The organism is Micromonospora sp. NBC_01638, assembly GCF_045209745.1.
GTDB lineage: Bacteria > Actinomycetota > Actinomycetes > Mycobacteriales > Micromonosporaceae > Micromonospora.
This window is the reverse complement of sequence record NZ_CP109273.1, coordinates 5,434,090-5,455,330: the sequence shown is the minus strand read 5'-3', so window position 1 is coordinate 5,455,330 and position 21,241 is coordinate 5,434,090. Positions and strand designations below refer to the sequence as shown.

At 73.0% G+C, this 21,241-nt stretch carries 25 protein-coding genes and 2 pseudogenes; 19 read left to right on the top strand and 8 right to left on the bottom strand.

The genetic code is table 11. The features are described 5' to 3' along the window. Positions 1-41: 41 nt before the first annotated feature. Together OG811_RS25415 and OG811_RS25410 are read left to right on the top strand one after the other, a co-directional pair. On the top strand, positions 42-653 hold the full coding sequence (locus OG811_RS25415) for a LysE family translocator (protein ID WP_406069285.1): 612 nt from the start codon (positions 42-44) through the stop codon (positions 651-653). 7 nt (positions 654-660) lie between these two features. Then, complete coding sequence (locus tag OG811_RS25410) at positions 661-1,410, top strand: B3/4 domain-containing protein (protein ID WP_406069283.1); 750 nt, start codon at positions 661-663, stop codon at positions 1,408-1,410. Here the strand turns inward: OG811_RS25410 and OG811_RS25405 are convergent. Beyond that, on the bottom strand, positions 1,377-1,679 hold the full coding sequence (locus OG811_RS25405; protein ID WP_406069282.1) for a hypothetical protein: 303 nt from the start codon (positions 1,677-1,679) through the stop codon (positions 1,377-1,379). The two genes, OG811_RS25410 and OG811_RS25405, sit on opposite strands and share 34 nt — an antisense overlap. A gap of 174 nt (positions 1,680-1,853) precedes the next feature. Between OG811_RS25405 and OG811_RS25400 the strand changes: the two genes are divergently transcribed. After that, on the top strand, positions 1,854-2,279 hold the full coding sequence (locus OG811_RS25400) for an archease (RefSeq protein WP_406075905.1): 426 nt from the start codon (positions 1,854-1,856) through the stop codon (positions 2,277-2,279). An 80-nt stretch (positions 2,280-2,359) separates the two neighbouring features. Here the strand turns inward: OG811_RS25400 and OG811_RS25395 are convergent. Continuing rightward, positions 2,360-2,518, bottom strand: a pseudogene (locus OG811_RS25395) (hypothetical protein); the annotation flags it as partial. Positions 2,519-2,684: 166 nt separating this feature from the next. Continuing rightward, on the bottom strand, positions 2,685-4,103 hold the full coding sequence (locus OG811_RS25390) for an RtcB family protein (protein ID WP_406069280.1): 1,419 nt from the start codon (positions 4,101-4,103) through the stop codon (positions 2,685-2,687). A gap of 70 nt (positions 4,104-4,173) precedes the next feature. Here OG811_RS25390 and OG811_RS25385 point away from each other — a divergent pair, with 70 nt between their 5' ends. From OG811_RS25385 to OG811_RS25370, 4 genes are all read left to right on the top strand, one after another. Continuing rightward, positions 4,174-4,980: an SDR family oxidoreductase gene (locus OG811_RS25385; protein WP_406069279.1), complete on the top strand. Its 807-nt coding sequence runs from the start codon at positions 4,174-4,176 to the stop codon at positions 4,978-4,980. 287 nt (positions 4,981-5,267) lie between these two features. Next, entirely contained in the window at positions 5,268-5,408 is a 141-nt protein-coding gene (locus tag OG811_RS25380; RefSeq protein WP_406069277.1) for a hypothetical protein, read from the top strand. Between the two features lie 72 nt (positions 5,409-5,480). Next, a complete protein-coding gene (locus OG811_RS25375) occupies positions 5,481-6,368 on the top strand; it encodes a pentapeptide repeat-containing protein (protein WP_406069276.1) in 888 nt (295 codons plus the stop codon). Positions 6,369-6,440: 72 nt separating this feature from the next. After that, positions 6,441-6,677, top strand: a complete 237-nt coding sequence (locus OG811_RS25370; protein ID WP_406069274.1) for a preprotein translocase YidC — start codon at positions 6,441-6,443, stop codon at positions 6,675-6,677. Positions 6,678-6,684: 7 nt separating this feature from the next. Here OG811_RS25370 and rnhA read toward each other — a convergent pair whose 3' ends face one another. Both rnhA and OG811_RS25360 read right to left on the bottom strand, forming a co-directional pair. Then, positions 6,685-7,161 carry a ribonuclease HI gene (gene rnhA, locus OG811_RS25365; protein WP_406069272.1) on the bottom strand — a complete coding sequence of 159 codons (477 nt, stop codon included), beginning with the start codon at positions 7,159-7,161 and terminating at the stop codon, positions 6,685-6,687. A gap of 73 nt (positions 7,162-7,234) precedes the next feature. Beyond that, positions 7,235-8,518 (bottom strand): lycopene cyclase family protein, encoded by a 1,284-nt coding sequence (locus tag OG811_RS25360; RefSeq protein ID WP_406069271.1) that lies wholly within the window; start codon positions 8,516-8,518, stop codon positions 7,235-7,237. A gap of 311 nt (positions 8,519-8,829) precedes the next feature. Here OG811_RS25360 and OG811_RS25355 point away from each other — a divergent pair, with 311 nt between their 5' ends. The 4 genes from OG811_RS25355 (at position 8,830) to OG811_RS25340 (ending at position 11,793) form a co-directional block, all read left to right on the top strand. Continuing rightward, entirely contained in the window at positions 8,830-9,315 is a 486-nt protein-coding gene (locus tag OG811_RS25355; protein ID WP_406069269.1) for a hypothetical protein, read from the top strand. 87 nt (positions 9,316-9,402) lie between these two features. After that, the gene (locus OG811_RS25350) at positions 9,403-10,014 is read left to right on the top strand and encodes a class F sortase (RefSeq protein ID WP_406069267.1); all 612 of its coding nucleotides are present in this window, start codon (positions 9,403-9,405) and stop codon (positions 10,012-10,014) included. Between the two features lie 111 nt (positions 10,015-10,125). Next, the gene (locus OG811_RS25345; RefSeq protein WP_406069266.1) at positions 10,126-11,226 is read left to right on the top strand and encodes a magnesium and cobalt transport protein CorA; all 1,101 of its coding nucleotides are present in this window, start codon (positions 10,126-10,128) and stop codon (positions 11,224-11,226) included. Between the two features lie 147 nt (positions 11,227-11,373). Next, positions 11,374-11,793: a YchJ family protein gene (locus OG811_RS25340; protein ID WP_406069265.1), complete on the top strand. Its 420-nt coding sequence runs from the start codon at positions 11,374-11,376 to the stop codon at positions 11,791-11,793. Positions 11,794-11,835: 42 nt separating this feature from the next. On the opposite strand, the gene OG811_RS25335 is transcribed toward OG811_RS25340, so the two are convergent. Together OG811_RS25335 and OG811_RS25330 are read right to left on the bottom strand one after the other, a co-directional pair. Continuing rightward, entirely contained in the window at positions 11,836-13,080 is a 1,245-nt protein-coding gene (locus OG811_RS25335) for an MFS transporter (RefSeq protein WP_406069264.1), read from the bottom strand. A 212-nt stretch (positions 13,081-13,292) separates the two neighbouring features. Next, entirely contained in the window at positions 13,293-14,276 is a 984-nt protein-coding gene (locus OG811_RS25330; RefSeq protein ID WP_406069262.1) for a mechanosensitive ion channel family protein, read from the bottom strand. Between the two features lie 208 nt (positions 14,277-14,484). On the opposite strand from OG811_RS25330, the gene OG811_RS25325 reads away from it, so the two are divergent. The 4 genes from OG811_RS25325 (at position 14,485) to OG811_RS25310 (ending at position 17,376) form a co-directional block, all read left to right on the top strand. Beyond that, a complete protein-coding gene (locus OG811_RS25325; RefSeq protein WP_406069261.1) occupies positions 14,485-15,615 on the top strand; it encodes a peptidoglycan-binding protein in 1,131 nt (376 codons plus the stop codon). Positions 15,616-15,757: 142 nt separating this feature from the next. Then, the gene (locus OG811_RS25320) at positions 15,758-16,171 is read left to right on the top strand and encodes a VOC family protein (protein WP_406069259.1); all 414 of its coding nucleotides are present in this window, start codon (positions 15,758-15,760) and stop codon (positions 16,169-16,171) included. Between the two features lie 105 nt (positions 16,172-16,276). Further along, positions 16,277-16,798, top strand: coding sequence for a GNAT family N-acetyltransferase (locus OG811_RS25315; RefSeq protein ID WP_406069257.1), 522 nt, complete (start codon positions 16,277-16,279; stop codon positions 16,796-16,798). Continuing rightward, positions 16,795-17,376 carry a GNAT family N-acetyltransferase gene (locus OG811_RS25310; protein WP_406069256.1) on the top strand — a complete coding sequence of 194 codons (582 nt, stop codon included), beginning with the start codon at positions 16,795-16,797 and terminating at the stop codon, positions 17,374-17,376. Before OG811_RS25315 ends, OG811_RS25310 begins: the two co-directional genes overlap by 4 nt. Here the strand turns inward: OG811_RS25310 and OG811_RS25305 are convergent. Further along, entirely contained in the window at positions 17,271-18,245 is a 975-nt protein-coding gene (locus OG811_RS25305) for a helix-turn-helix transcriptional regulator (protein WP_406069254.1), read from the bottom strand. The two genes, OG811_RS25310 and OG811_RS25305, sit on opposite strands and share 106 nt — an antisense overlap. Positions 18,246-18,339: 94 nt before the next feature. Between OG811_RS25305 and OG811_RS25300 the strand changes: the two genes are divergently transcribed. From OG811_RS25300 to OG811_RS25285, 4 genes and pseudogenes are all read left to right on the top strand, one after another. Beyond that, positions 18,340-18,777, top strand: a complete 438-nt coding sequence (locus tag OG811_RS25300; RefSeq protein ID WP_406069252.1) for a VOC family protein — start codon at positions 18,340-18,342, stop codon at positions 18,775-18,777. 57 nt (positions 18,778-18,834) lie between these two features. Next, positions 18,835-20,021 (top strand): annotated as a pseudogene (dinB, locus tag OG811_RS25295) (DNA polymerase IV). A 124-nt stretch (positions 20,022-20,145) separates the two neighbouring features. After that, positions 20,146-20,517, top strand: coding sequence for a hypothetical protein (locus OG811_RS25290; protein WP_406069250.1), 372 nt, complete (start codon positions 20,146-20,148; stop codon positions 20,515-20,517). A gap of 180 nt (positions 20,518-20,697) precedes the next feature. Next, on the top strand, positions 20,698-21,186 hold the full coding sequence (locus OG811_RS25285) for a peptidoglycan-binding protein (protein ID WP_406069248.1): 489 nt from the start codon (positions 20,698-20,700) through the stop codon (positions 21,184-21,186). The last annotated feature ends 55 nt before the right edge of the window (positions 21,187-21,241 follow it).

Sequence of the window (21,241 nt, the reverse complement as noted above, 5' to 3'; positions counted from 1 at the left end):
TGAACAGGAGCCAGACCTGCCAACTCCGCCAGAGGACGACCGTGACCATCCCGTTCCTGATCACCACGCTGATCGTGGTGGTCACCCCCGGCACCGGGGTGATCTTCACGCTCTCCGCCGGCCTGTCCCGAGGCGCGCGGGCCGGGGTACTGGCCGCGTTCGCCTGCACGCTGGGCACGCTGCCGCACCTGCTGGCCGCCATGACCGGGCTGGCCGCGCTGTTGCAGACGAGCGCCACGGCGTTCGAGACCGTCAAGTACCTCGGCGTCGGCTACCTGCTCTGGCTGGCCTGGTCCACCGCGCGGGACCGCAGCGCCTTCGCGGTGACGACCGATGCCCCACCCCGCTCGGCGCTCCGGGTGATCGTCTCCGGGGTGCTGGTCAACCTGCTCAACCCGAAGCCGACGATGTTCTTCGTCGCGTTCCTGCCGCAATTCGTGGGCACCACGGGGTCGGGCTCGACCCGGGCGATGCTCGGCTGCGGCGCGGTGTTCATGCTGCTCACCTTCGTGGTGTTCAGCGGCTACGGCATCTTCGCGGCCCGGGTGCGCGACCGGGTGCTGACCCGGCCCCGGGCCACCGACTGGCTGCGCCGATCCGCCGCCGGCACCTTCGTCGCGCTCGGCCTGACCCTCGCCCTCAGCGACCGATAGGACCACCGTGCAGTTTCACCATTCACCGCAGCTTCGCGACGCATACCCCGATCTGGTCGCCGGAGTGGTGCTGGCGTCCGGCATCACCGCCACCGCTGACGCGGCGGGACGTACGACGGGCTATCTCACCGAGGCCCGACGGCGGTTGACCGCTGGCGGGGCCGAGAGCGGGTTTCCGGAGATCCAGGCGTGGCGGCGGGCGTACGCCGCCATGGGGTTGCGGCCCACCAAGTACCGGTGCGCCGCCGAGGCGCTGCTGCGCCGGTTACGCCTGGACGGCGAACTGCCACGCGTGCACCCACTGGTCGACCTCTGCAACGCCGTCTCGGCCGCCTACGCCATCCCGGTCGCCGCACTCGACCTGGACCGGGTCGATGGCGACCTGGTGGTCCGGCCGGCACACGGCGACGAGGCGTACCTGAGCTTCGCCGGCGACACCGAGCATCCCGAACCGGGTGAGGTGACCTTCGTCGACTCCGCCGGGCGCGCGCACGCCCGGCGGTGGACGAACCGGCAGAGCGGCTGGTCCGCCGTGCGAGCCGGCACCTCGTCCGTGCTGATCGTCGCCGAGGCGCTGCACCCGGGCGCCGAGCCGACCATGACCCGGCTGGTCGCCACCCTGGTGACCGAGCTGACCGACGGGTGGGCCGCCCCAACGACCGCCGCGGTGCTCACCGCCGCCGCGCCCCATTTCCGCGCCCCGACGGTCGGTGGCGAAAGCGGTCAGACCGTGTCGCCGGAAACGACGTGGCGGTAGCCGGGGATCGTCTCGGCGAACCAGCCGGCGACACTCGCCAGGCCGCGTTCGTTGAGCTGCGCGTCGTGGATCGGGTACGCCGCCGCCGCGTTCACGGCCCCGGCGAAGCGGATCGCCTCGTCGAGGCGCAGCCAGGACCCCTGTGCCGGGACGAGCAGCGTGCGCACCGGCTCGTCCGGCACGTGCAGGGCGTCACCCGGGTGGTAGAGCTCGCCGCCGATCAGGTAGCCAAGGTTCGGGCAGTCCGGCGGGCGGCCGGCTCGCTCCACGTGCCCGGGTCGACGACCAGCACCGCGCCGTCGTGCTCGACCCGGACGCAGGAGTGGGTGAATCGCGTGATCCGCATCCGGCGACAGTACGTCGTCGGCCGACAGGTCGCGGTCCCGTACGGCCCGGGGGCGCATCCGGCGGTGGGCGGGGCCACCGACCGGCATGATCGAGGCATGCAGCGCTCGACGCGACGGGGGCACCGGAGCGTGCCGCACACCGCCGACGTACGGATCGAGGCGTGGGCGCCGGACCGGGACGGGTGCCTGGCCGAGGCGGTCGCCGCGCTGGTCGAGACGTTCGCCGACACCAGCGGCGCCCGGCCGCAGGGGGAGACCGAGTTCCAGCTGCCGCCCGGCGACGACGGAGACATGCTGGTCGGCCTGCTGGACGAGGTGATCTTCCGGCTGGACACCGAGGGCACCCTGCCGCTGGACTGCGACGTACGGACCGAGGACGGCGGCCTGCGGGCGCGCTGGCGGTCGACCAGCACGGACGCGGTGGAGCTGGTCGGCGCGGTGCCGAAGGCGGTGTCGCTGCACGCGCTGCGGGTCGGCCCGGACGGCGCCGGTTGGTCGTGCGCGGTGACCCTGGACGTCTGACCCGGATCCGCGGATAGCAGAGGTGTGAACTGGGGTAGCCGGAGGGTGGTCTGCCCGGCGTGGCGGACCAGTCGGGCGGGCACGGTGAGCAGCCGGTGGCGCAGGGCGCCCAGATGTGCCCGGCCGCGGCCGTCACCGGTGTCGAGGCCGGCCAGTTCCTGTAGCCAGGCGGAGATGTTGACGGCCAGTAGCGCGCCCCACATCCACACGGTGTTGGCCGCGCGGGTGGCAGAGGGCAGGTGCCGCAGCGCGGCGCCGTGCTTGGCATCGCGGATGCCGGTCCTCGATGTCGGTGCGCATGCGGTGCCAGGCCGTTGTATTCCTATCCACGGCTCCGGGTCTGAGCGCCGACGTCACCACGGCCCCGCTCGGTCCGTCTGAACGGGCGATGCCGGCCCGGTGCGGTCAGCCCTTGACCACGCCGAGCGGCGTGAGCCGGGCGACCAACCGGCACAGCCCGGCACCCTGGGCAGCCTCCACCACCGCCGACACGTCCTTGTACGCCTCCGGCATCTCCTCGGCCAGCCCCTTCCAGGACGCGCCGCGTACGGCGACACCCCGCGCCTCCAGGTCACGCCGCACATCCTGCCCACGCGAGGCCCGGGTGGCCTCGCCCCGGCTGCGGACCCGGCCGGCGCCGTGACAGGTGGACGCGAAGGCCGGGTTGCCGGCGACGCCGGTGAGCACGTACGACGAGGTGCCCATCGAGCCGGGGATGAACACCGGCTGCCCGGCGTCGCGCAGGTCGTCCGGCAGGTCCGGGTGCCCCGGCGGCAGCGCCCGGGTCGCGCCCTTGCGGTGCACGCAGAGCTGCCGGGTGCCGCCGTCCCGCTCGTGCTCCTCGATCTTCGCGAGGTTGTGCGACACGTCGTAGACCAGATCGAGGCCGGTACCGGCGACCCGGGCGAAGACCCGGCGGGCAGCCTCGGCGAGGAGCTGCCGGTTGGCCCGGGCATAGTTCGCCGCAGCGGCCATCGCACCCAGGTAGGCCCGCCCCTCCGGCGACTCCACCGGTGCGCAGGCCAACTGCCGGTCCGGCACCTCGATGCCGTGCCGGGGCATCACCCGTTCCATGATCCGCACGTGGTCGGTGCAGATCTGGTGGCCCAGCCCCCGGGACCCGGAGTGGACCATCACGCAGACCTGCCCGAGCCGCAGCCCGAACGCCGCCGCGACCGGCTCGTCGTACACCTCCTCGACGACCTGCACCTCCAGAAAGTGGTTGCCGGAGCCGAGGCTGCCGACCTGACCCTGCCCGCGCTGCACAGCCCGGTCGCTGACCTGCGCCGGGTCGGCGTCGGCCACCACGCCGCCGTCCTCGCAACGAGCCAGGTCCCGGGGCACTCCGTGCCCGCGCTCGACCGCGTACCGGGAGCCGCCGCGCAGCACCGCGTCCAGCTCGGCCCGGTCGGCGAGCTGCCAGACCGCGCCCCGGCCCATGCCGCGCGGGACGGCCGGGTCCAGGCCGCCCATCAGCGCGTCGAGCACCCGGGCAAGCTCCGCCCGGTCCAGCTCGGCGGTGAGCAGTCGCACCCCGCAGGAGATGTCGAAGCCCACCCCGCCGGGCGAGACCACACCGCCGGCGGCGACGTCAGTGGCGGCGACGCCACCGATCGGAAAGCCGTAACCCCAGTGCACGTCGGGCATGGCGTACGACGCCTCGACGATGCCGGGCAGCGTGGCCACGTTCGCCACCTGGTCCAGCGAGCGGTCCGCGCCGACCTCGGGCAGCAGTTCCGGCAGGGCGAAGACCACCCCGGGCACCCGCATCGGTGCCTCCCGGTCGATTCGGAACCGGTACGGCGACTCCTGGACCAGCTCCATACCCGGCGGCTACCCACCGCGTCCACCGGTACACCCGGTTGAGCCGGTGCGGTCAGGGTAGTGGCGGAACATGCCCCAGCGATACGAGAACTACCCGAGGATCGCCGTGGTCACCGGCGCGGACTCCGGCATCGGCAAGGCCTGCGCGGTCGCGCTGGCCGAGGCGGGCTTCGAGATCGGCATCACCTGGTACGGCGATCGGGACGGCGCTGAGCGGACGGCCACCGAGGTCCGCGCGACCGGGCGGCCCTGCGAGGTCGCCGAGGTGGACCTGACCCGGCTGCCGGACGCGGCGGCGGTGGTGGACGAGTTGGCCGACCGGCTGGGCGGCATCGGGGTGCTGGTCAACAATGCCGGCACCGGCGGCTCGACGCCGTTCGTCGAGACCGGGTGGGAGCAGTGGCGGGAGGTGCTCGCCGTCGATTTGGACGCGCCCTTCCTGTGCGCCCAGCGGGCCGTGCGACGGATGCGGGCCACCGGCGCCGGTGGACGGATCATCAACATCACCAGCGTGCACGAGCACGCGCCCCGGGTGGGCTCCGCCGCGTACTGCGCCGCCAAGGGCGGGCTCGGGCTGCTGACCCGGGTGATGGCGCAGGAGTTGGCCGCCGACGGGATCACCGTCAACGCCGTGGCCCCCGGTGAGATCGCCACGCCGATGACCGGTCAGGAGGATGTCGACCCGTTCACCCAGGTTCGGCCCGGCGTGCCGCTGGGACGGCCCGGCGACGCCCGGGAGGTGGCCGCCGTGGTCGCGTTGCTCGCCTCCCCGGCCGCCAGCTACGTCACCGGCGCGTCCTGGCCGGTGGACGGCGGCATGCTGCTGATGGGCCCCCAGGCCGCGGCGTTGACCAACGACGACTGGCGGTCGGTCTGACCACCACCGGCGGGCGTCGTCAGCGCATCGGCGCGGCCGACGCCCGGACGATGTGCGCGAACCGCACACCGAACACCAGCGCCGCCTGCTCGCGTTCGCCCCCGCGCCCGCCACCCTCCGGGTTCACATGACTCCGTTACCGTCACCCCATGAGCGGTGGAGCTGGCCCCGGCGGCGAACTGGGCGGTCCCGAACGGGACAGCGCACAGCAAAGCGGGGCAGTTATCCTCCGAATTCCGGTGATCATCGGGCGGCGGTGAGGCCGACCGACGGCGGAAGGGGACCGGATGCCCGAGTGGGCTGGTCGGGGCGGCCGGCAACGACGCGCCTTCGTCGTCGGCGGAGCGCTGTTCGCGATCGCCGTCGTCATGCACGCCCGTACCCCGGCGCCCCGCCCCGCGACGGCCGGTGACACGCACGCACGGTGACCCCGCCAGGCCCGGTCGGCCCGGCCCAGGAAACAATGGTGGTCCACCCTGATCGCCAGGAGGACCGTCGGCGTGTCATCCAGCACCACACCGCCGCCCGGGTCGGCGCAGCTGCGCGCCGACTGCGAGCGCTGCTTCGGGCTGTGCTGCGTGGTGCCCGCCTTCGCCGCGTCGGCGGACTTCGCCATCGACAAGCCGGCCGGGCAGCCCTGCCCCAACCTGCGCCCGGACCACCGCTGCGGCATCCACACCGAGCTGCGGCAACGCGGGTTTCCCGGCTGCACGGTGTTCGACTGCTTCGGCGCCGGTCAGCAGGTCGCCCAGGTCACCTTCGGCGGGCGGGACTGGCGGGACGCGCCGGAGACGCTGCCGGCGATGGCGGAGGCGTTCGCCGTGCTGCGACCGCTGCACGAACTGCTCTGGTATCTCACCGAGGCGGTGGCGCTGCGCCCGCCGGCCGACCTGCTCGGCGAGTTGGAGCGCGCCCGCGCCGAGACGGTGGCGCTCACCGAGGGTGATCCGACGCGGCTACGCACGGTGGACCTCGCCGCACACCGGGACCGGATCAACCCGCTGCTGTCCCGGGCCAGCGACGCGGCCCGCGCCCCTGGCGGCGCCGACCGCCGGGGCGCGCACCTGCTCGGGGTGGACCTGCGCCGCGTCGACCTGCGCCGGGCCAACCTGCGCGGGGCGCTGCTCGTCGGCGCGGACCTGCGCGGCGCCGACCTGAGCCTGGCCGACGTCACCGGCGCGGACCTGCGCGGGGCCGACCTACGCGGGGCGGACCTGCGGACCACCCTCTTCCTGCACCAGACCCAGCTGGATGCCGCCCGGGGCGACGCGCGCAGCGGGCTGCCGGCGGCGCTCACTCGGCCACCGCACTGGACGGCGCTGCCGCTCACCCCGCTACGACAACCATCCCGGGCCAACGCCCCCACCCGCCGCGGCCGGCGCCGCTGAGCGCGAGGTTTCGGCCCGGACGACGCCGGGTAGCCAGCGCCGACGCGGACCGGCATCGACAGGGGGCACGGCGTGGGCTACCGAAAGCGCGACGGTGAGCTGCCGGGCGACCCGCAGCACAGCGAGGACGAGGCCGGCCAGGTGCCGTTGGTGCAGGTCGAGGCGGACACCGAGGTCCCCCCACCGGCTGGCACCGACGTACGGCCGGACATCGTGACCGAGGACAACAGCTCAGGAATGACCGGCGGCTCGTCCGGCAGCAGCGGCGGCGGATCGAGCATGCCCGGGCATCCGGACGCGACCCGCTGACGCAGGCTCAGCGGCTGGCCAGCGCGGCCGACCGTGCCTCGGTCATGCCCTTGTTGGCGAGCCCGTCGGCCCGCTCGTTCTCCGGATGACCGTTGTGCCCCTTGACCCACAGCCAGGTGACCTCGTGCCGTTCGCAGGCCGCCTCCAGCCGTTGCCACAGGTCGGCGTTCTTCACCGGCTGCTTGGCGGCGGTCCGCCAACCGTTGCGCTTCCAGGACGCCAGCCAGCTGGTGATGCCGTTGCGCACGTACGTGCTGTCGGTGTGCAGCTCCACGGTGACCGGTCGGTTCAGGCTCTCCAACGCCTGGATGGCCGCCATCAGCTCCATCCGGTTGTTGGTGGTGGGCGTGGCCTCGCCGCCGCACAACTCCCGCTCGTGGTCGCCGTAGCGCAGCAGCACGCCCCAGCCGCCCGGCCCGGGGTTGCCACTGCAGGCCCCGTCGGTCCAGATCTGCACGCCTCTGCCGGCCGCCGCGTCCACCATGCCCGGCAACCTACCGGGCGGTCACGTCGTACTCCCCGCTCGGGGGCACCGCCGCGCCGGATCGGGCGGCAGGTCAGCCGGGTGGTGCGCCACCGCCCGGTGCGGAACCCGTGGTCGGGGCGCCGACGACGGCGGCCGGGATGGCCGGCACGGGCCGGGTGGGGCGCAGCCGGTCGCGGACGCGGTGCGCCGCGTCACCGGCGGTGGCGGCGATCATCGGCAGCAGCCGGGTGGAGTTCATGATCGCGACCTCCTCGGCCGGGGTGGTGACGCCATCGAGGAAGCGCAGCACCCGCTCGGCCGGGTTGCGGTCGAACAGCCGGTCGAAGAAGTCCGGACCGCCCACCCGGCCCCGGTCCAACGCCCGCAGGGCCACCGCGTCCATCCAGCGGTGCCGGCGCGGGTACGCCGCCGCGGGCACCGGCGGCCGGTCGGCCGCGAGGGCGCGGGCCACCTGGTCGGCCTGGCGGTACATGGCGGAGAACGTGAAGCCGGTGGAGGGGCGGGTCGCACCACCGGCCGTACCGAGCCGGACCACGCGGGGCGAGGGCCGGGCCGGGAACGGCGCGTCGGTCATCGGGATCACCCCGTTCTCCACCTCACGCACCCGCAGCCCGGCCGGATCCAGCCCGAGCAGGTCCCGGTAGCCGGCCAGCGCCGCGTCGTACCCGGCGTCGCTGAGCAGGCACGGCGAGAACTCGGTGTACTCGACAAGGGCGTAACGGTCGCTCACCGGCAGCACGTACCCGAAGGAGACGCCCCGGGGCGGCTGCGGGGTACGGAAGTCCATCAGCACCGCCCGCGCCGGATCGAACACCGGCCGGTCGGCCTCCAGCCACCAACCGCGGAAGTGCTGCAACCAGGTGGTCCGCCCCGCTCGCGCCGGCGGGCGGGGACGGGAGTCCAGCACCCAACCGGCCCGTACGGTGTGCCCGTCCCCGGTGCGCACCAGCACACGGGTGCCGTCGTCGGTCACCGTGTCGGCGGGGGCGACGATCCGGGTGGCGTCCAGCCGGCGTGCGGCTTCGGCCGCCCGGTCGTAGACCGGGCCGGAGCGGAGCATGGCGTACCGCAGCGGGGTCAGGTCCAGGACGCGGCGCCGCGCCGACGTGGCCACCTCGACCTGCTGCCAGCTCGCGCTGAGCAGCGGGTCCAGGTCGGTGTCCGGGTGGCCCCAGAACGCCCAGGTGCGGTCCTGGCCGCGCCGACGCACCGGGTCGACGATGGCGATCCGCAGGTCGCGGACACCGTGCCGGTCCAGCGCGGCGAGCAGCAACGACGCCGCGCCGCCGCCACCGAGCAACGCGAGGTCGACGTCGAGCGGCACGGAGTCGGTCACCGCACCACGCTGCCACACCGTCGCGGTCGGCCGCGCGCCGCCACCCGACGCGGTGCTTTCCCCGGGAAGTACCCGCGGGCCAAGATTCGGGGTCAGACGGCGGATAGAACGAGACATCGATCGGAGCACCGGTGCAGGTCGGGCCGTCCGGGCCTTTGCGCAGCTCTCCCCGCCTTCGGGTGGACACGTGACGGCAACGGGGAATTCTCATTTTCACCTGATCGAGGACCCAACCCACCTAGTGTTGGCCACACCGGTGCTAGTCACGGAGTTGGCCACCCGAACGGCGTCCCACGCAGTCAGCGGACGAAAAGTGAGGGAAGACGCGTATGAAGCTCTCAACAGCACTCTGCTCGGCGGCGCTCGGCGTGGGCCTCGGCACGCTCCTGCTGCCAGGCGCCGCACTGGCCGACACCACCGTGTCACCGGCCACCACACCGGTCGGTGGGACCGTCGTGCTCACGGCCACAACCTGCAACCCGAAGTCGGGTGACGCCATCTTCCGGGTCACCGGCCCCAACCGCGACCAGAACGTCCGATCCACCACGGCCGCCGCCAGCGGCGGACTGAGCGCCGAACTCTTCACCGCCGGGTTCACCCTGGGTACGTACACGGTGGCAGCGACCTGCGGCGACGGCAGCTCGGCCGGCAGCGCCACGTTCGCCGTCACCCCGATCGGCGGCGCACCGGCCGGCTCCGGCGGCGACAACCGCGACAACGGCGCTCTGGCCGCTGGCGGCACGCTGCTCGGCACCGCCGTCGCCGGCGCGGTGATCCTGATCCGCCGGCGTCGTCCGGTGTCCACTGTCGCCTGATCGGCGGCTGCTCCATCCCTGAGGACGGGTGCCCGCACCGGTGACACCGGCGCGGGCACCCCGACGATCCCGTACGGAGGTTCCCAGGTGTGGTGGCGGCGAACCCTACCGGCCGTGGTGGCTCTGCTCGGCGTGACCGGGCTGGGGCTGATCACCGTCGGCCTCAGCGCTGACCCGGCGCGGCCACCACGACCGCCGGCCGACGCGCCGAGCCGCACCCACCCCGCACCGGACCTGGCGCCGCTGTCACGCGCCGCGCCGGTCCGGGTGCAGATCACCGCCATCGGCATACGCGCGGAGGTCGTCCCGGTCGGCGCGGACGCGGCCGGGGTGCTGGAGGTGCCACCACTGGATCGGCCCACCCTCGCCGGCTGGTACCGGCACGGGGTCAGCCCTGGCGAGACCGGCAACGCCGTCCTGGTGGGACACGTCGACTCCCCGGCCGGCCCGGCGGTCTTCTTCGACCTCGGGCGGCTCCGCGCCGGCCAGCAGATCCAGATCACCCGCGCCGACGCACAGGTCGCCACGTTCACCGTGGACGACGTCCGCGCGTACCCCAAGGAGCACTTTCCCACCACGCTGGTCTACGGCCCGGCGGACACCGCCGGGCTGCGCCTGATCACCTGCGGCGGCCGGTTCGATGCCGCGACCGGCAACTACGTCGACAACGTCGTCGTCTTCGCCACCCGCACCGCCTGAGCCGGACCGCCCGCCTGTCGGGAGCCGGACCCTGCTCGGCAGAATGCGGTGACACCATCCCCTGCGGGCACCGTGATCGGGGCGGTGCGCCGGGCGACGGGGAGGCACGCGGTGGATCAGCGACCGGTACGGGACCGGGCCGGTCGAGGCGTACGCGCCCTGGCCCGTCGACTGCTCAGCCGGGTCGACGGTGACTCCGCCACCCCCCGCCGGTCCAACCCGGACGCGGTGGTCGACTGCGCCGTCTACGTCAACGGTCGGCGCGAGCCCGGCCAACAGCACTACGCCGACGCGTACGCCCGCGCCCGGCACGTCCGCGACGCCTTCGTGTGGCTGGGTCTGCACGAGCCGGGCCCGGCCGTGCTCGCCGCGGTGGGCCGGACCTTCGGCCTCGACGAGCTGACCGTCGAACAGGCACTCGCCGACGGGCACCGGCCCACCGTGCAGCGGCACGGGCCGGTCACGCTGCTGGTGCTGCGCACCGCCGGGTACGTGGAGCACGACGAGCTGACCGACACCTCCGACGTGATCGACACCGGGGACGTGATGGTGCTGCTCGGTGACCGGTTCGCCATCACCGTGCGGCACGGCGCCGCCGGGGCGCTGCGCAGCGTCCGCGCCGACCTCGAGCGCCGCCCCACGCTGCTGGCCGCCGGACCGTGGGCGGTGGCGTACGCGGTCTGTGCCCGGATGGTCGACTCCTACCTGGAGGTGGCCGGGCACGTGGAGCGGGACCTGGAACGGGTCGAGGAGGCCGTGTTCGCCCGCGACCGCAAGGCCGACATCCAGCACATCTACCAGCTCAAGCGGGAGGTGGTGGAGTTCAAGCGTGCGGTCCTGCCGTTGCAGGCGCCCCTGCGTACGCTGCTCGAACCCGACGGCCCGCCCCGCACCCTGCGCCGCTGGTTCGTCGACGTGGACGGCCGGCTGAGCAGGGCGGTCGATCGGGTGGCCGCGTACGACGACCTGCTCACCTCGATCGTCCAGTCGCGACTGGCGCAGCTCGCCGTGGAGCAGAACAACGACATGCGCAAGATCGCCGCGTGGGCGGCCATCGCGGCCACCCAGACCGGCATCGCCGGCATCTACGGCATGAACTTCGACCACATGCCCGAGCTGGCCTGGCGCTACGGCTACGCCGGTGCCCTCACCCTGATGGCGGCAGCCGCCCTGGCCCTCCACCGCCTCTTCCGCCGCTCCGGCTGGCTCTGACCCCCTCCTCCGCGCGATCTTGCAGTTTGTGTCGCCTTTTTGCGCCTTTTGCTGGCTTGTGCGGCGACAGGAAGTGCAAGATCGCGCGGAGGGAGGGGTGGGGACCCGGAGTGCGGGGTGGGGTGGGGGTGGGGGGAGGATGGTTACGTGGGTAAGGGTGCGGCACGACGACGGGTGGACGCGACGACGGGACGGGCCTGCCCGTGCGGCTCCGGCCGGGCGTACGCGGACTGCTGCGCCCCGGTGCACGGCGGCGACGCGGAGGCACCGACGGCCGAGGCGTTGATGCGCTCCCGGTTCAGCGCCTTCGCCCTCGGCGACACCGGCTACCTGCTGCGCAGCTGGCACTCCTCGACCCGGCCCGCCCTCCTCGAACTGGAGCCGGGGCAACGGTGGACCCGACTGGAGATCGTCGAGACCGAACGGGGCGGTCTGCTCGACACCGCCGGCACGGTGACGTTCCACGCCCATTACCGGGACGCGGGCCGACCCGGCACGATGACCGAACACAGCCGGTTCGTTCGCGAGGACGGCCGGTGGGTCTACCTCGACGGCGACCAGCCCTGACGGCGACGCCGACAATTGAGCAGGCCGCGGAGCTGAACCCGGTCAGTTCGGGCCGCGCACGGCAGCCGCGGTGACGCCGGTCGGCACGGCCGCAGGGCGCCGCCGGCCGCTCAGCAGCACCAGGGCCACGATGAGGTACGGCCCGGCTGTCACCGCGAACGCCACCGCGTTGCCGGCCGCCGTGGCGACGAGGCCATAGCAGGCGTACGTGCCGATGATCAGCAGGTCGGTGGCCATCCCGGCCAGGGACGTGACGGTGGCGCGGCTGGTGCCGGTGATCCGGGCCTGGAGCCGCGCGTCGGCCAGCACGGTTGCCAGTTGCGCGGCTCCGAACGCCACCGCGAGCAGCACGAACCCGGCCGGATGCCCGATGAGGGCACCCCCGGCCAGCGCGACGGCGACCAGGCCCAGCAGAGCGGCGTAACCCCGGCTGCTCAGCCGCTCCCCTGCCGGGGCGAGCAGCCCACCGATGGTCACCCCTGCCCAGAGCAGCAGGAGCAGCAGGGGCACGGCCCGCGCCCCGACACCGGTGTCCAGCGCCAGCAGCGGGGTGTACTCGTCCAGGGCGCCCCAGTCGGCGGCGACCACGGCGACCAGCAGCACGGCTGCCCGCACCGGCGGGCGGGTGCGGACCTGCGCCACCCCGGCCCGCAGCGTGTCCCACCAACCCAGGTCACCATCGTCGTCCAGTTTGGCTGGTGGGACAGCCTCCGGAAACCGGGCGGCGACCGCCGTGGCGAGCAGACAGGTGAGCACACTGGCCACCGCAACCGCCGGGTACCCGCCGACGGCGAGCACCGGACCGGCGAGCACTCCGGAGACCACCACGCCCAGCACACCCGCCGTCCGTGCACGCCCGAGCAGCCGGGCGTACCGGCCGACCGCGCCGAGCCGGTCCAGTTCGGTCCAGACCAACGCCTCCAGTGCACCGGAGACCAACGCTCCACCAGCGCCCCAGAGCAGGAAGCCGACCGCGAACGCCGGGTACGACGGCACCAGCACCCAGAGCGCGTACCCGGCGGCGGTCGCCAGCGGGGCGAGGCACAGCAGCAGCCGACGGGACACCACGTCGGCCCACGCGCCGGACGGCACCTCGAACAGGATGCCGGCCGCTGACCAGATGACGAAGAGCGACGAGATCTGGCCCACCGACAGCCCGGTGTCGGCGAAGAACACCACGTACAGCGGGTAGAGCAGGACGAGGTCACTGAGGAACGCGTACCCGTAGAGGGTGGCCGTCAGCCGGCGGACCGCCGGGTCGGGCACGCGCGAGGCGATGCGGATCATGGGGCCTTCCCGTGGGGGTGCGGACGGACACCGGATGTGCGGTGCCCGTGGCGGCCCACGGGTTCGGCCTACAGTGCTGGATCAATGTTGCCAGGTCATGCCCGCGATGCTAGACGGGCATCGCCGCGCCGGCCAGCGCTTTCGGCGCGCCGGACAACGTGCAGCGGGGTGCGATCCCCGAAGGGACCCCACCCCGCTGCCGCCGCCGCGGGTCAGCGCCGGTTCGGGTCGATCGACGGAATGACCGTGGTGGCCTCGCTGTCATCGCTGGTGCGCTGGCCGGGCACCTGGCCGCCGGCGCCGGTGCTCACCACCTGGGTGGCCTCCGAGTCGGCGGGCGCAGGCACCACCTGGGTGGCCTCCGGGCCTGTCGGTCGGGTCACCACCTGGGTGGCCTCCGGATCGGTGACGACGAACGGCGGTCGGGCCGGCTCGGTGTCCGGGCTGGTGGCGGCGGTCGACCGTCGGGCCAGATCGGCCTCGGCCTCGGCGTCGCGGCGTTCGGCCCGGTAGGCGCGGGCGTGCGAGGCGATCAGCGGCGACTCCTGCTCGGCGCGGGTCAGCCACCCCTCCCACCGGCTCTGCATCGGACGGATCAGGCCACCGCCCACCCCGACGACGAGGATCCCGCCGATGGTGGCCAGCACGGCGATCAGCACGGGAGTGGTGACCGCGGTGGCCACGCCGATCTGGTTCAGCGCGGCGATGACGCCGAGGCCGAGGATGAACACCGAGGCGATGGTGGCCAGCACCCGGCCGTACGACAGGCCGCCGAGCGCGCCGCTGATGATGTCCTTGACCGCGCTGGCGATGGCAGCGGCCACCACGACGATGACGATCGCGACAAAGGCACGGGGCAGCCACGCGATCACCGCGCCGAGCAGGTCGGAGATCGGGTTCGGCCCCCAGATGCCGAAGGCGAGCTGGAGGGTGAACAGCAGCACCGCGTAGTAGACGAGCTTCGCGACGATGTCGCTGGCGTCGTACCGGGAGCGACTCAACGCCCGACGGACGCCGCCGCGTTCGACGGCGCGGTCGAAGCCCACCCGTTCGAGCACCCTCTCCACGATCTTGAGCACGGCCTTGGCGATCAGCCATCCGGCCACCAGGATCGCCAGGAAGGCGACGGCCTTGGGCAGGAAGAGCATCACCGAGCGGAGGGCGTCGCCCACCGCGTCGCTGACGTTGTCACTCATCTGGTCATTCCTTTACACGCAGCCGGGACGGTCCGCCACGACCTACCCCCGACCCGAGGCGCGGAAACGCGAGCCGCTCGCGGGCCGACTGGATGGGGTGCGGTAAGCCCTCTAGCGCGCGGGCGAGACTTGGCAATATTCTCCGGTGTGCGTGCGGCCACTGGAGCTACTTTTCATCCCCCCGCCGCCGGCCGCAGGAGGAGATGTCATGCACGTCGACCAATCCGAAGTGGATCGCCGGACGCTGCTGCGGGCCGGCCTCGGCGCCGCCACGGTCGCCGTCGTCGGGAGCGAACTCGCCTTCCCGAGCACGGCCCAGGCCGCTCCGGGCACCGACCTGGACTGGATCATCAGCTGTGCCGAGTGGGATGCCCGCCCGCCGAAGGACCCGCTGTCGGTCAGCGCCATCGCCACCAACAAGATAATCGTGCATCACATGGCGTTCCCGAACGTCACCGACTACTCCCGCGAGCAGGCGGTCAAGCTGGCCCACGACTGCCAGGACCTGCACATCGACGGCAACGGCTGGTCGGACACCGGCCAGCACTTCACGGTGAGCCGCGGCGGCTACGTGTTGGAGGGCCGCCGGGGCAGCCTGGAGCGCCTCGAAGCCGGCGACCGACAAATGATCTCGGCGCACTGCCCGGGCGAGAACGGCCGGGCCATCGGCATCGAGAACGAGGGCACCTACGTCACCGAGACGCCGCCGAAGGCCCTGACCGACTCGCTGGTCGCGCTCTGCGTCGCCATCTGCCGGCAGTACGGGCTGCACGCGCACGACATCTTTGGCCACTGGGACTTCCGCACCACCGAATGCCCGGGCGCCGCCTTCTACCGGCAGTTCCCCGAGCTGCGCCGACGGGTCCACGCCGCCCTCGGCACCAAGCTGGGTGACGTGCCGGCGCGCCGCTGGCCGGACCTGTGGCGCTTCGTCAACTCCCCCTCGGTCCGGGTGGTGCAGCACCTGCTCGCACACCGGGGCTACGCGGTGACGGTCAGTGGCACGTTCGACGCCGCGACCGTGGCGGCCGTGCAGGACTGGCAGGCCCGCAACGGCATTCCGGTGGACGTGGACGCCACCCTCACCACGCCGACCTGGGAGACGCTGGTGCCGGAACTGAACCAGCACGCCACCGGCGCGCCGGTCACGGCGGTGCAGGAAATCCTCGCCACCAAGGGATACGCGGTCACCGTCACCGGGGCGTACGACCACGCCACCCGGGCGGCCGTGCAGGATCTGCAGGCGCTACACGGCCTGCCCCGCAACGGCAAGCTCAGCACGAGCACGTGGTGCACGGTCGTCGGCGGGTCGGTCCGCCAGTCGTTCCGGCACCGCTGATTCGACGACGGCGAAGGCGGCGGGGCGGGGGCGTACCCGCACCGCCGCCCGGCGCACCACCGGCGCAAACCTGGGCGCGCCTCGTTGTCCGCCCTCCACCGGGCTGCGACGATGACCGCTGACCAGGACCAAGGAGGACGCTGTGCAGTCGCGACTCAACCCGTACCTCAACTTCCCCGGCACCGCACGCGAGGCGTTGGAGTTCTATCACCGCGTGTTCGGTGGCGAGCTGACGGTGAACACGTTCGGCGAATTCGGTAACCAGGACCCGGGGCTCTCCAACCAGATCATGCACGGTCAGCTCGAGTCGCCGAGCGGCTTCACGCTGATGGCCTCGGACCTCCCGCCCGGGATGGCCCACCAACCCGGCACCAACATCACGATCAGTCTCAGCGGCGACGACCACGACGAGTTGACCGGCTACTGGAAGCAGCTCTCCGAGAGCGGCTCGGTGACGGTCCCGTTGGAGAAGCAGATGTGGGGCGCGGAGTTCGGCCAGTGCGTCGATGCGTACGGCATCAGTTGGCTGGTCAACATCTCCCCGTCCGAGTCCTGACCGGCGCGGCCGGACCGGCCTGGCCTGGGCCGAGGAGGCTGCGTCATCGGCCTTCGACGCGATAAACGCCTGGAGCCCACAACAGGCACACCTTATGGTGGCGCGGTGCTGATCAGACGTGAGACGCCCACCGATGTCGATGCCATCCGGGCGGTGCACTCCGCCGCCTTCGCCAAGGCGGACGGCGGGGGCGTACCGGTCGAGGCGACGCTTGTCGACGCGCTGCGCGCCGACGAGGGCTGGCTGCCCGCGTACTCCCTGGTGGCGACCGACCCGGACGGCCTGGTGGTGGGGCACGTGGTGGCCACCCGCGGTCTGGTGGCCGGTCAGCCGGTGGCGCTCGGGCTGGGGCCGCTCGGCGTGCTGCCCACCTGGCAGCGGCGTGGGGTCGGCTCGGCATTGATGCACGCGGTGCTCGGCACGGCCGACGCCCACGACGAGCCGCTGATGGTGTTGCTCGGGCACCCCGACTACTACCCGCGGTTCGGGTTCCGGCCCGCCGTCGAGGTGGGCGTCACCCCGCCGCAGCCGTGGGGCCCGCAGTATTTCCAGGCCCGCCCGCTGAGCGCGTGGCGGGAGTCGATCCGCGGTGAGTTCCGCTACGCCCGCCCCTTCGAAAAGCTGTGATCCAACCCCGCATCCGTCGGCGACGCCTGACCGACCTCGACGGCTGCGTCGCGGGGCTCGCGACAGTTCACCAGGCCGACCGGTACCCCCTGAACTGGCCCGCCGACCCGCACCGGTGGCTACGTGAGCCGCACCCGGCGCGCGCGTGGGTCGCCGTCGACGCTGACACGGCAATCGTCGGACACGTCGCGGTGCACCGGGTGCCCAGTCCAGCGAACGGGCCGCCTGCCCGGCCGACGGCCGAGGTGGCTCGGCTCTTCGTGATACCGCGCGCCCGAGGGTTGGCGCTGGGCAGCGCGTTGCTGGACCGGGCCCGGCAGTGGGCGAGTGCGCGTGGGACGGATCTGGTGCTGGACGTGACCTCCGGCAGCGCCGAGGCCGTCGCCCTCTACGAGCGCGCCGGCTGGCGGTGCACCGGCACCAGCACGGCACCATGGACCGCCCCCGACGGCAGCCCGGTGTCGCTGCGTCACTACACGCTACGCTCCCACGTCGCACCGGCCATCGCCGCGAGGCGGCGGGCGAGCAGAGCGGCGGCCTCGCGCAGTTCCGGAGGCTCCAGCACCTCCACCTCGTAACTCAGGCGGGCGACGTGCGCGGCGAGCCAGTCCAGCCGCTCTCCGCCGACGACCAGCACACACCACCCGTCGCGATCGTCCTCGACACGCCCCACCTGAGGCGGGACCAGTTCCCGCACCCGGTCGGCCGGAGCGTGCACGCGCACCCGGGCGAGATGCCGGTACGGCGCCTCGGTCATGGACCGCTGCACGAAGGCGACCGGATCCGGGTGCTCGCGCGCCCGGAAGCGCCAGGTCGTCGCGACCGCCGCACTCATCCGGTCCAGGCGGAACGTGCGCCAGTCGTCGCGGTCGACGTCCCAGGCCATCAAATACCAGCGGCGGCCTGTCGTGACCATCCGAATCGGCTCGATCGTCCGCTCGCGCTCCCCACCGTCACGGCCGGCGTAGCGGAAGCGGACCCGCACGGCGTCTCGACAGGCCCGTGCGAGTGTCACCAGCAGGTCCGCGTCGATCTCGGCCACCGGGCCGAGGAGGGTCTCCGTGGAGCCGTGCACGGCCCGCACCTCGGCGCGCAGCCGTGACGGCATCACCTGATCGAGCTTCGCGAGCGCCCGCAGGGCCGCCTCGCCCGCTCCGGCGACCGTGCCTCCCGAGGCGAACCGCAGGGAAACCGCCGTCGCAATCGCCTCCTCGTCGTCGAGGAGCAGTGGCGGCAGCCGGGTGCCCGCGCCGAGCTGATAGCCGCCGCCGACGCCCGCCGTCGCGTGCACGGGGTAGCCGAGCGTCCGCAGTCGCTGCACGTCGCGGCGCACGCAGCGGCCGGTGACCCCCAGCTCGGCGGCGAGCTCGGCAGCCGTCCAGGACGGTCGCCGCTGCAACAGCGCCAGCAACCGCAGCACCCGTTCGGTCGTTGCCTCGACGGTCACGCGCCGATCGTCGCACAGAATGCGGAACGACCCTGTCCGCTATTGACGACAGGCTGGGCTCAGGACCGACCAGATCACCGAGCAGGGAGCTGACATGGCCCGCGATGTGCAGATCACGTTCGACTGTTCCGACCCGGCAGCGTTGGCGGCGTTCTGGGCCGAGGCGCTCGGCTACCAGGTGCAGCCCCCGCCCGGCGACTTCGAGTCATGGGAGCAGGCACTGGAAGCAATGGGTGTGCCGCCGGAGAACCGCAACGACGCGTCGGCGGTGGTCGACCCCGAGGGCTCGGGGCCGCGCCTGTTCTTCCAGCGGGTGCCGGAGCACAAGCAGACGAAGAATCGCGTCCACGTCGATGTACGAGCCGCACCCGGGCTCACGGGCGACGAGCGGATGGCGGCCCTGGAGGCGGAGGCCGAACGACTCGCCTCGCACGGCGCCACCCGGCTCGATCGTCACGAACCCGCTCCCCCGCTGGGTGCCGGTCACCTCGTGCTGGCCGACCCGGAGGGCAACGAGTTCTGCCTCGACTGATCGGGCGTTCGCCCAGCTCACTGCCGCGACGGCCGGGTGCCATGCGAACATGTGTACGTGTCGCCCGGCGCCAGCATCCTGCACGCCGACCTGGACGCCTTCTACGCGTCGGTCGAGCAACGCGACGACCCGCGCCTACGCGGGCGACCGGTGATCGTCGGTGGCGGCGTGGTGCTCGCGGCCAGTTACGAGGCGAAGGCGCGGGGCGTACGCAGTGCGATGGGCGGCAGCAGGCGCGCCGGCTGTGTCCGGATGCGATCGTGGTGCCGCCCCGGATGTCGGCGTACACGGCGGCGAGCCGCGCGGTCTTCGAGATCTTCCGGCAGACCACCCCGCTGGTCGAAGGGCTCTCCATCGACGAGGCGTTCCTGGACGTGGGTGGCCTGCGGCGGCTGGTCGGGCCGCCGGCCGACATCGCCGAGCGGCTGCGCCAGGAGGTTCGTGAACGGGTCCACCTGCCGATCACGGTGGGCGTGGCCCGCACGAAGTTCCTGGCGAAGGTTGCCAGCGGGGTGGCGAAGCCGGACGGGCTGCTGGTGGTAGCACCGGACGCCGAGTTGGCGTTCCTGCACCCGCTGCCGGTTGAGCGACTGTGGGGCGTCGGCCCGGTCACCTCCGCGAAGCTGCGGGAACACCGGATCCGTACCGTCGGGGAGGTGTCCCGTCTAGGCGAGGCCGCGCTGGTGTCACTGCTCGGAGCCGGGGCCGGCCGACACCTGCACGCCCTGGCACACAATCACGACCCCCGGGCCGTGCAGGTCGGCCGACGGCGCGGTTCGATGGGCGCGCAGCACGCGCTGAGCCGCACCCCGCATGCCCCGGCGGAGCTGGATGCCATTCTCGCCGGCCTGGTCGACCGGGTCAGCCGGCGGATGCGGGCGGCCGGGCGGTCCGGTCGCACGGTGGTGCTGCGGCTGCGCTTCGGCGACTACACCCGGGCCACCCGCTCGCACACGGTGGGCAAGGCGACCGCGGACACGACCCCGCTGCTCGCCGCCGCGCGGGCGTTGCTGCGAGCCGCGCTGCCCGAGATTGATCGCCGTGGTGCCACCCTGATCGGTGTCTCGATCGGCAATCTGGACGACAACCCGGTGCAGCCGGAGTTGCCGTTCCACCGCGACCCAGGTGCGGAGTTGGACGCCGCGGTGGACGCGGTCCGCGACCGGTTCGGATCGGCGGCGCTCACCCGTGCGGTGCTGCTCGGCCGGGATCCGGGCGTCGAGATGCCGCTGTTACCGGATTGACCGGTATGCGTGCCGTGTTCGGGCGTCCGAGCTGCGACCGGAGACACATCACAGCAGGCCGGCGGTTTAGCCCGCGGCTGACGGGTGACCCTTGGGGGTACAGCCTGCCAAGGGGGGACCCACCATGTCCGACGACGACACCAGCAACCGACCGAGCCGCAGCGCCGAGCGCCCGCACGACGTGACCGACCCGCTGCTCTGGCAGTTGGCGATCGACGTGCTCAGCGCCCACGAGCCGGACGACGAGGGGCACTGCCGCAACCTCCAGTGCGCCGGGCAGTCCGGGCCGTGCACGGCCCGCAACGGCGCCGAGCAGTCGCTGCGACTGGCCCGCAGCACGCCCGCCTCGGTCGAAATGACCATCGACGGCGACGACAGTGACGGGGACGGGACGGGCCGACCCGGGGAGAGCGCGGTACCGGCCCCCCGCTGGGGCTGGAACGCCGGCCCCGTGGCGTCGCACCGAGAGCCGAAGGCGTCCGCCTCCGCTGCGTGACGGCGGTCCGTCGGGGCACGGACAGTCGGGCTCGCCGCGGCTGGCCAGGTCACCATGGACCGTTGCGGATCAGGCGTCGTAGCGAATTGACGTTCGAGCAAGAAACGGTAGATCGGCAGTCGCGATGCTCCCAGGTATGCCGGGTTGACCCGAGCAGCCGAGCCCACCCAGGAGGAGACCATGCCGATCCACCAGAACCGCACCGGGCGCCGCAGCGCCGCCGCCACCCTGCTGGCCGTGCTGGCCAGCGCCGGCCTCGCCGCGCTCACGCCAACCGCCGCGCAGGCAGCCAGCACGTGCACCAGCCTGACCTACTACCGCGTCGGCGGCTACCAGGGTGGCGCGGAGATGCACGTGCCCACCCTCGGCTGGCAGGACGGTAACAAGACCTGCTACCTGAAATACGGCAACTCCAACAGCGCGGTCAAGGTGTTGCAGGAGGCGCTCAACAACTGCTACTCCCAGTCGCTGAGGCTCGACGGCCAGTACGGCACCAACACCCGCAACGCCGTCTTGTACGCACAGCGCCAGATCAACGACACCTGGGCGTGGGCGAACATCGCCGAGGACGGCGAGTACGGCCCGCAGACCCGGGCGTGGATGGGCTTCGCGATCTTCGGGGTCAACGGTGGCCCGGTCATCCCGAACGTCTGCTACTACCCGGGCTGACCCTCGCGACGGCGCCGGTCGGAATCCCCCCGTTGGATTCCGACCGGCGCCGTCG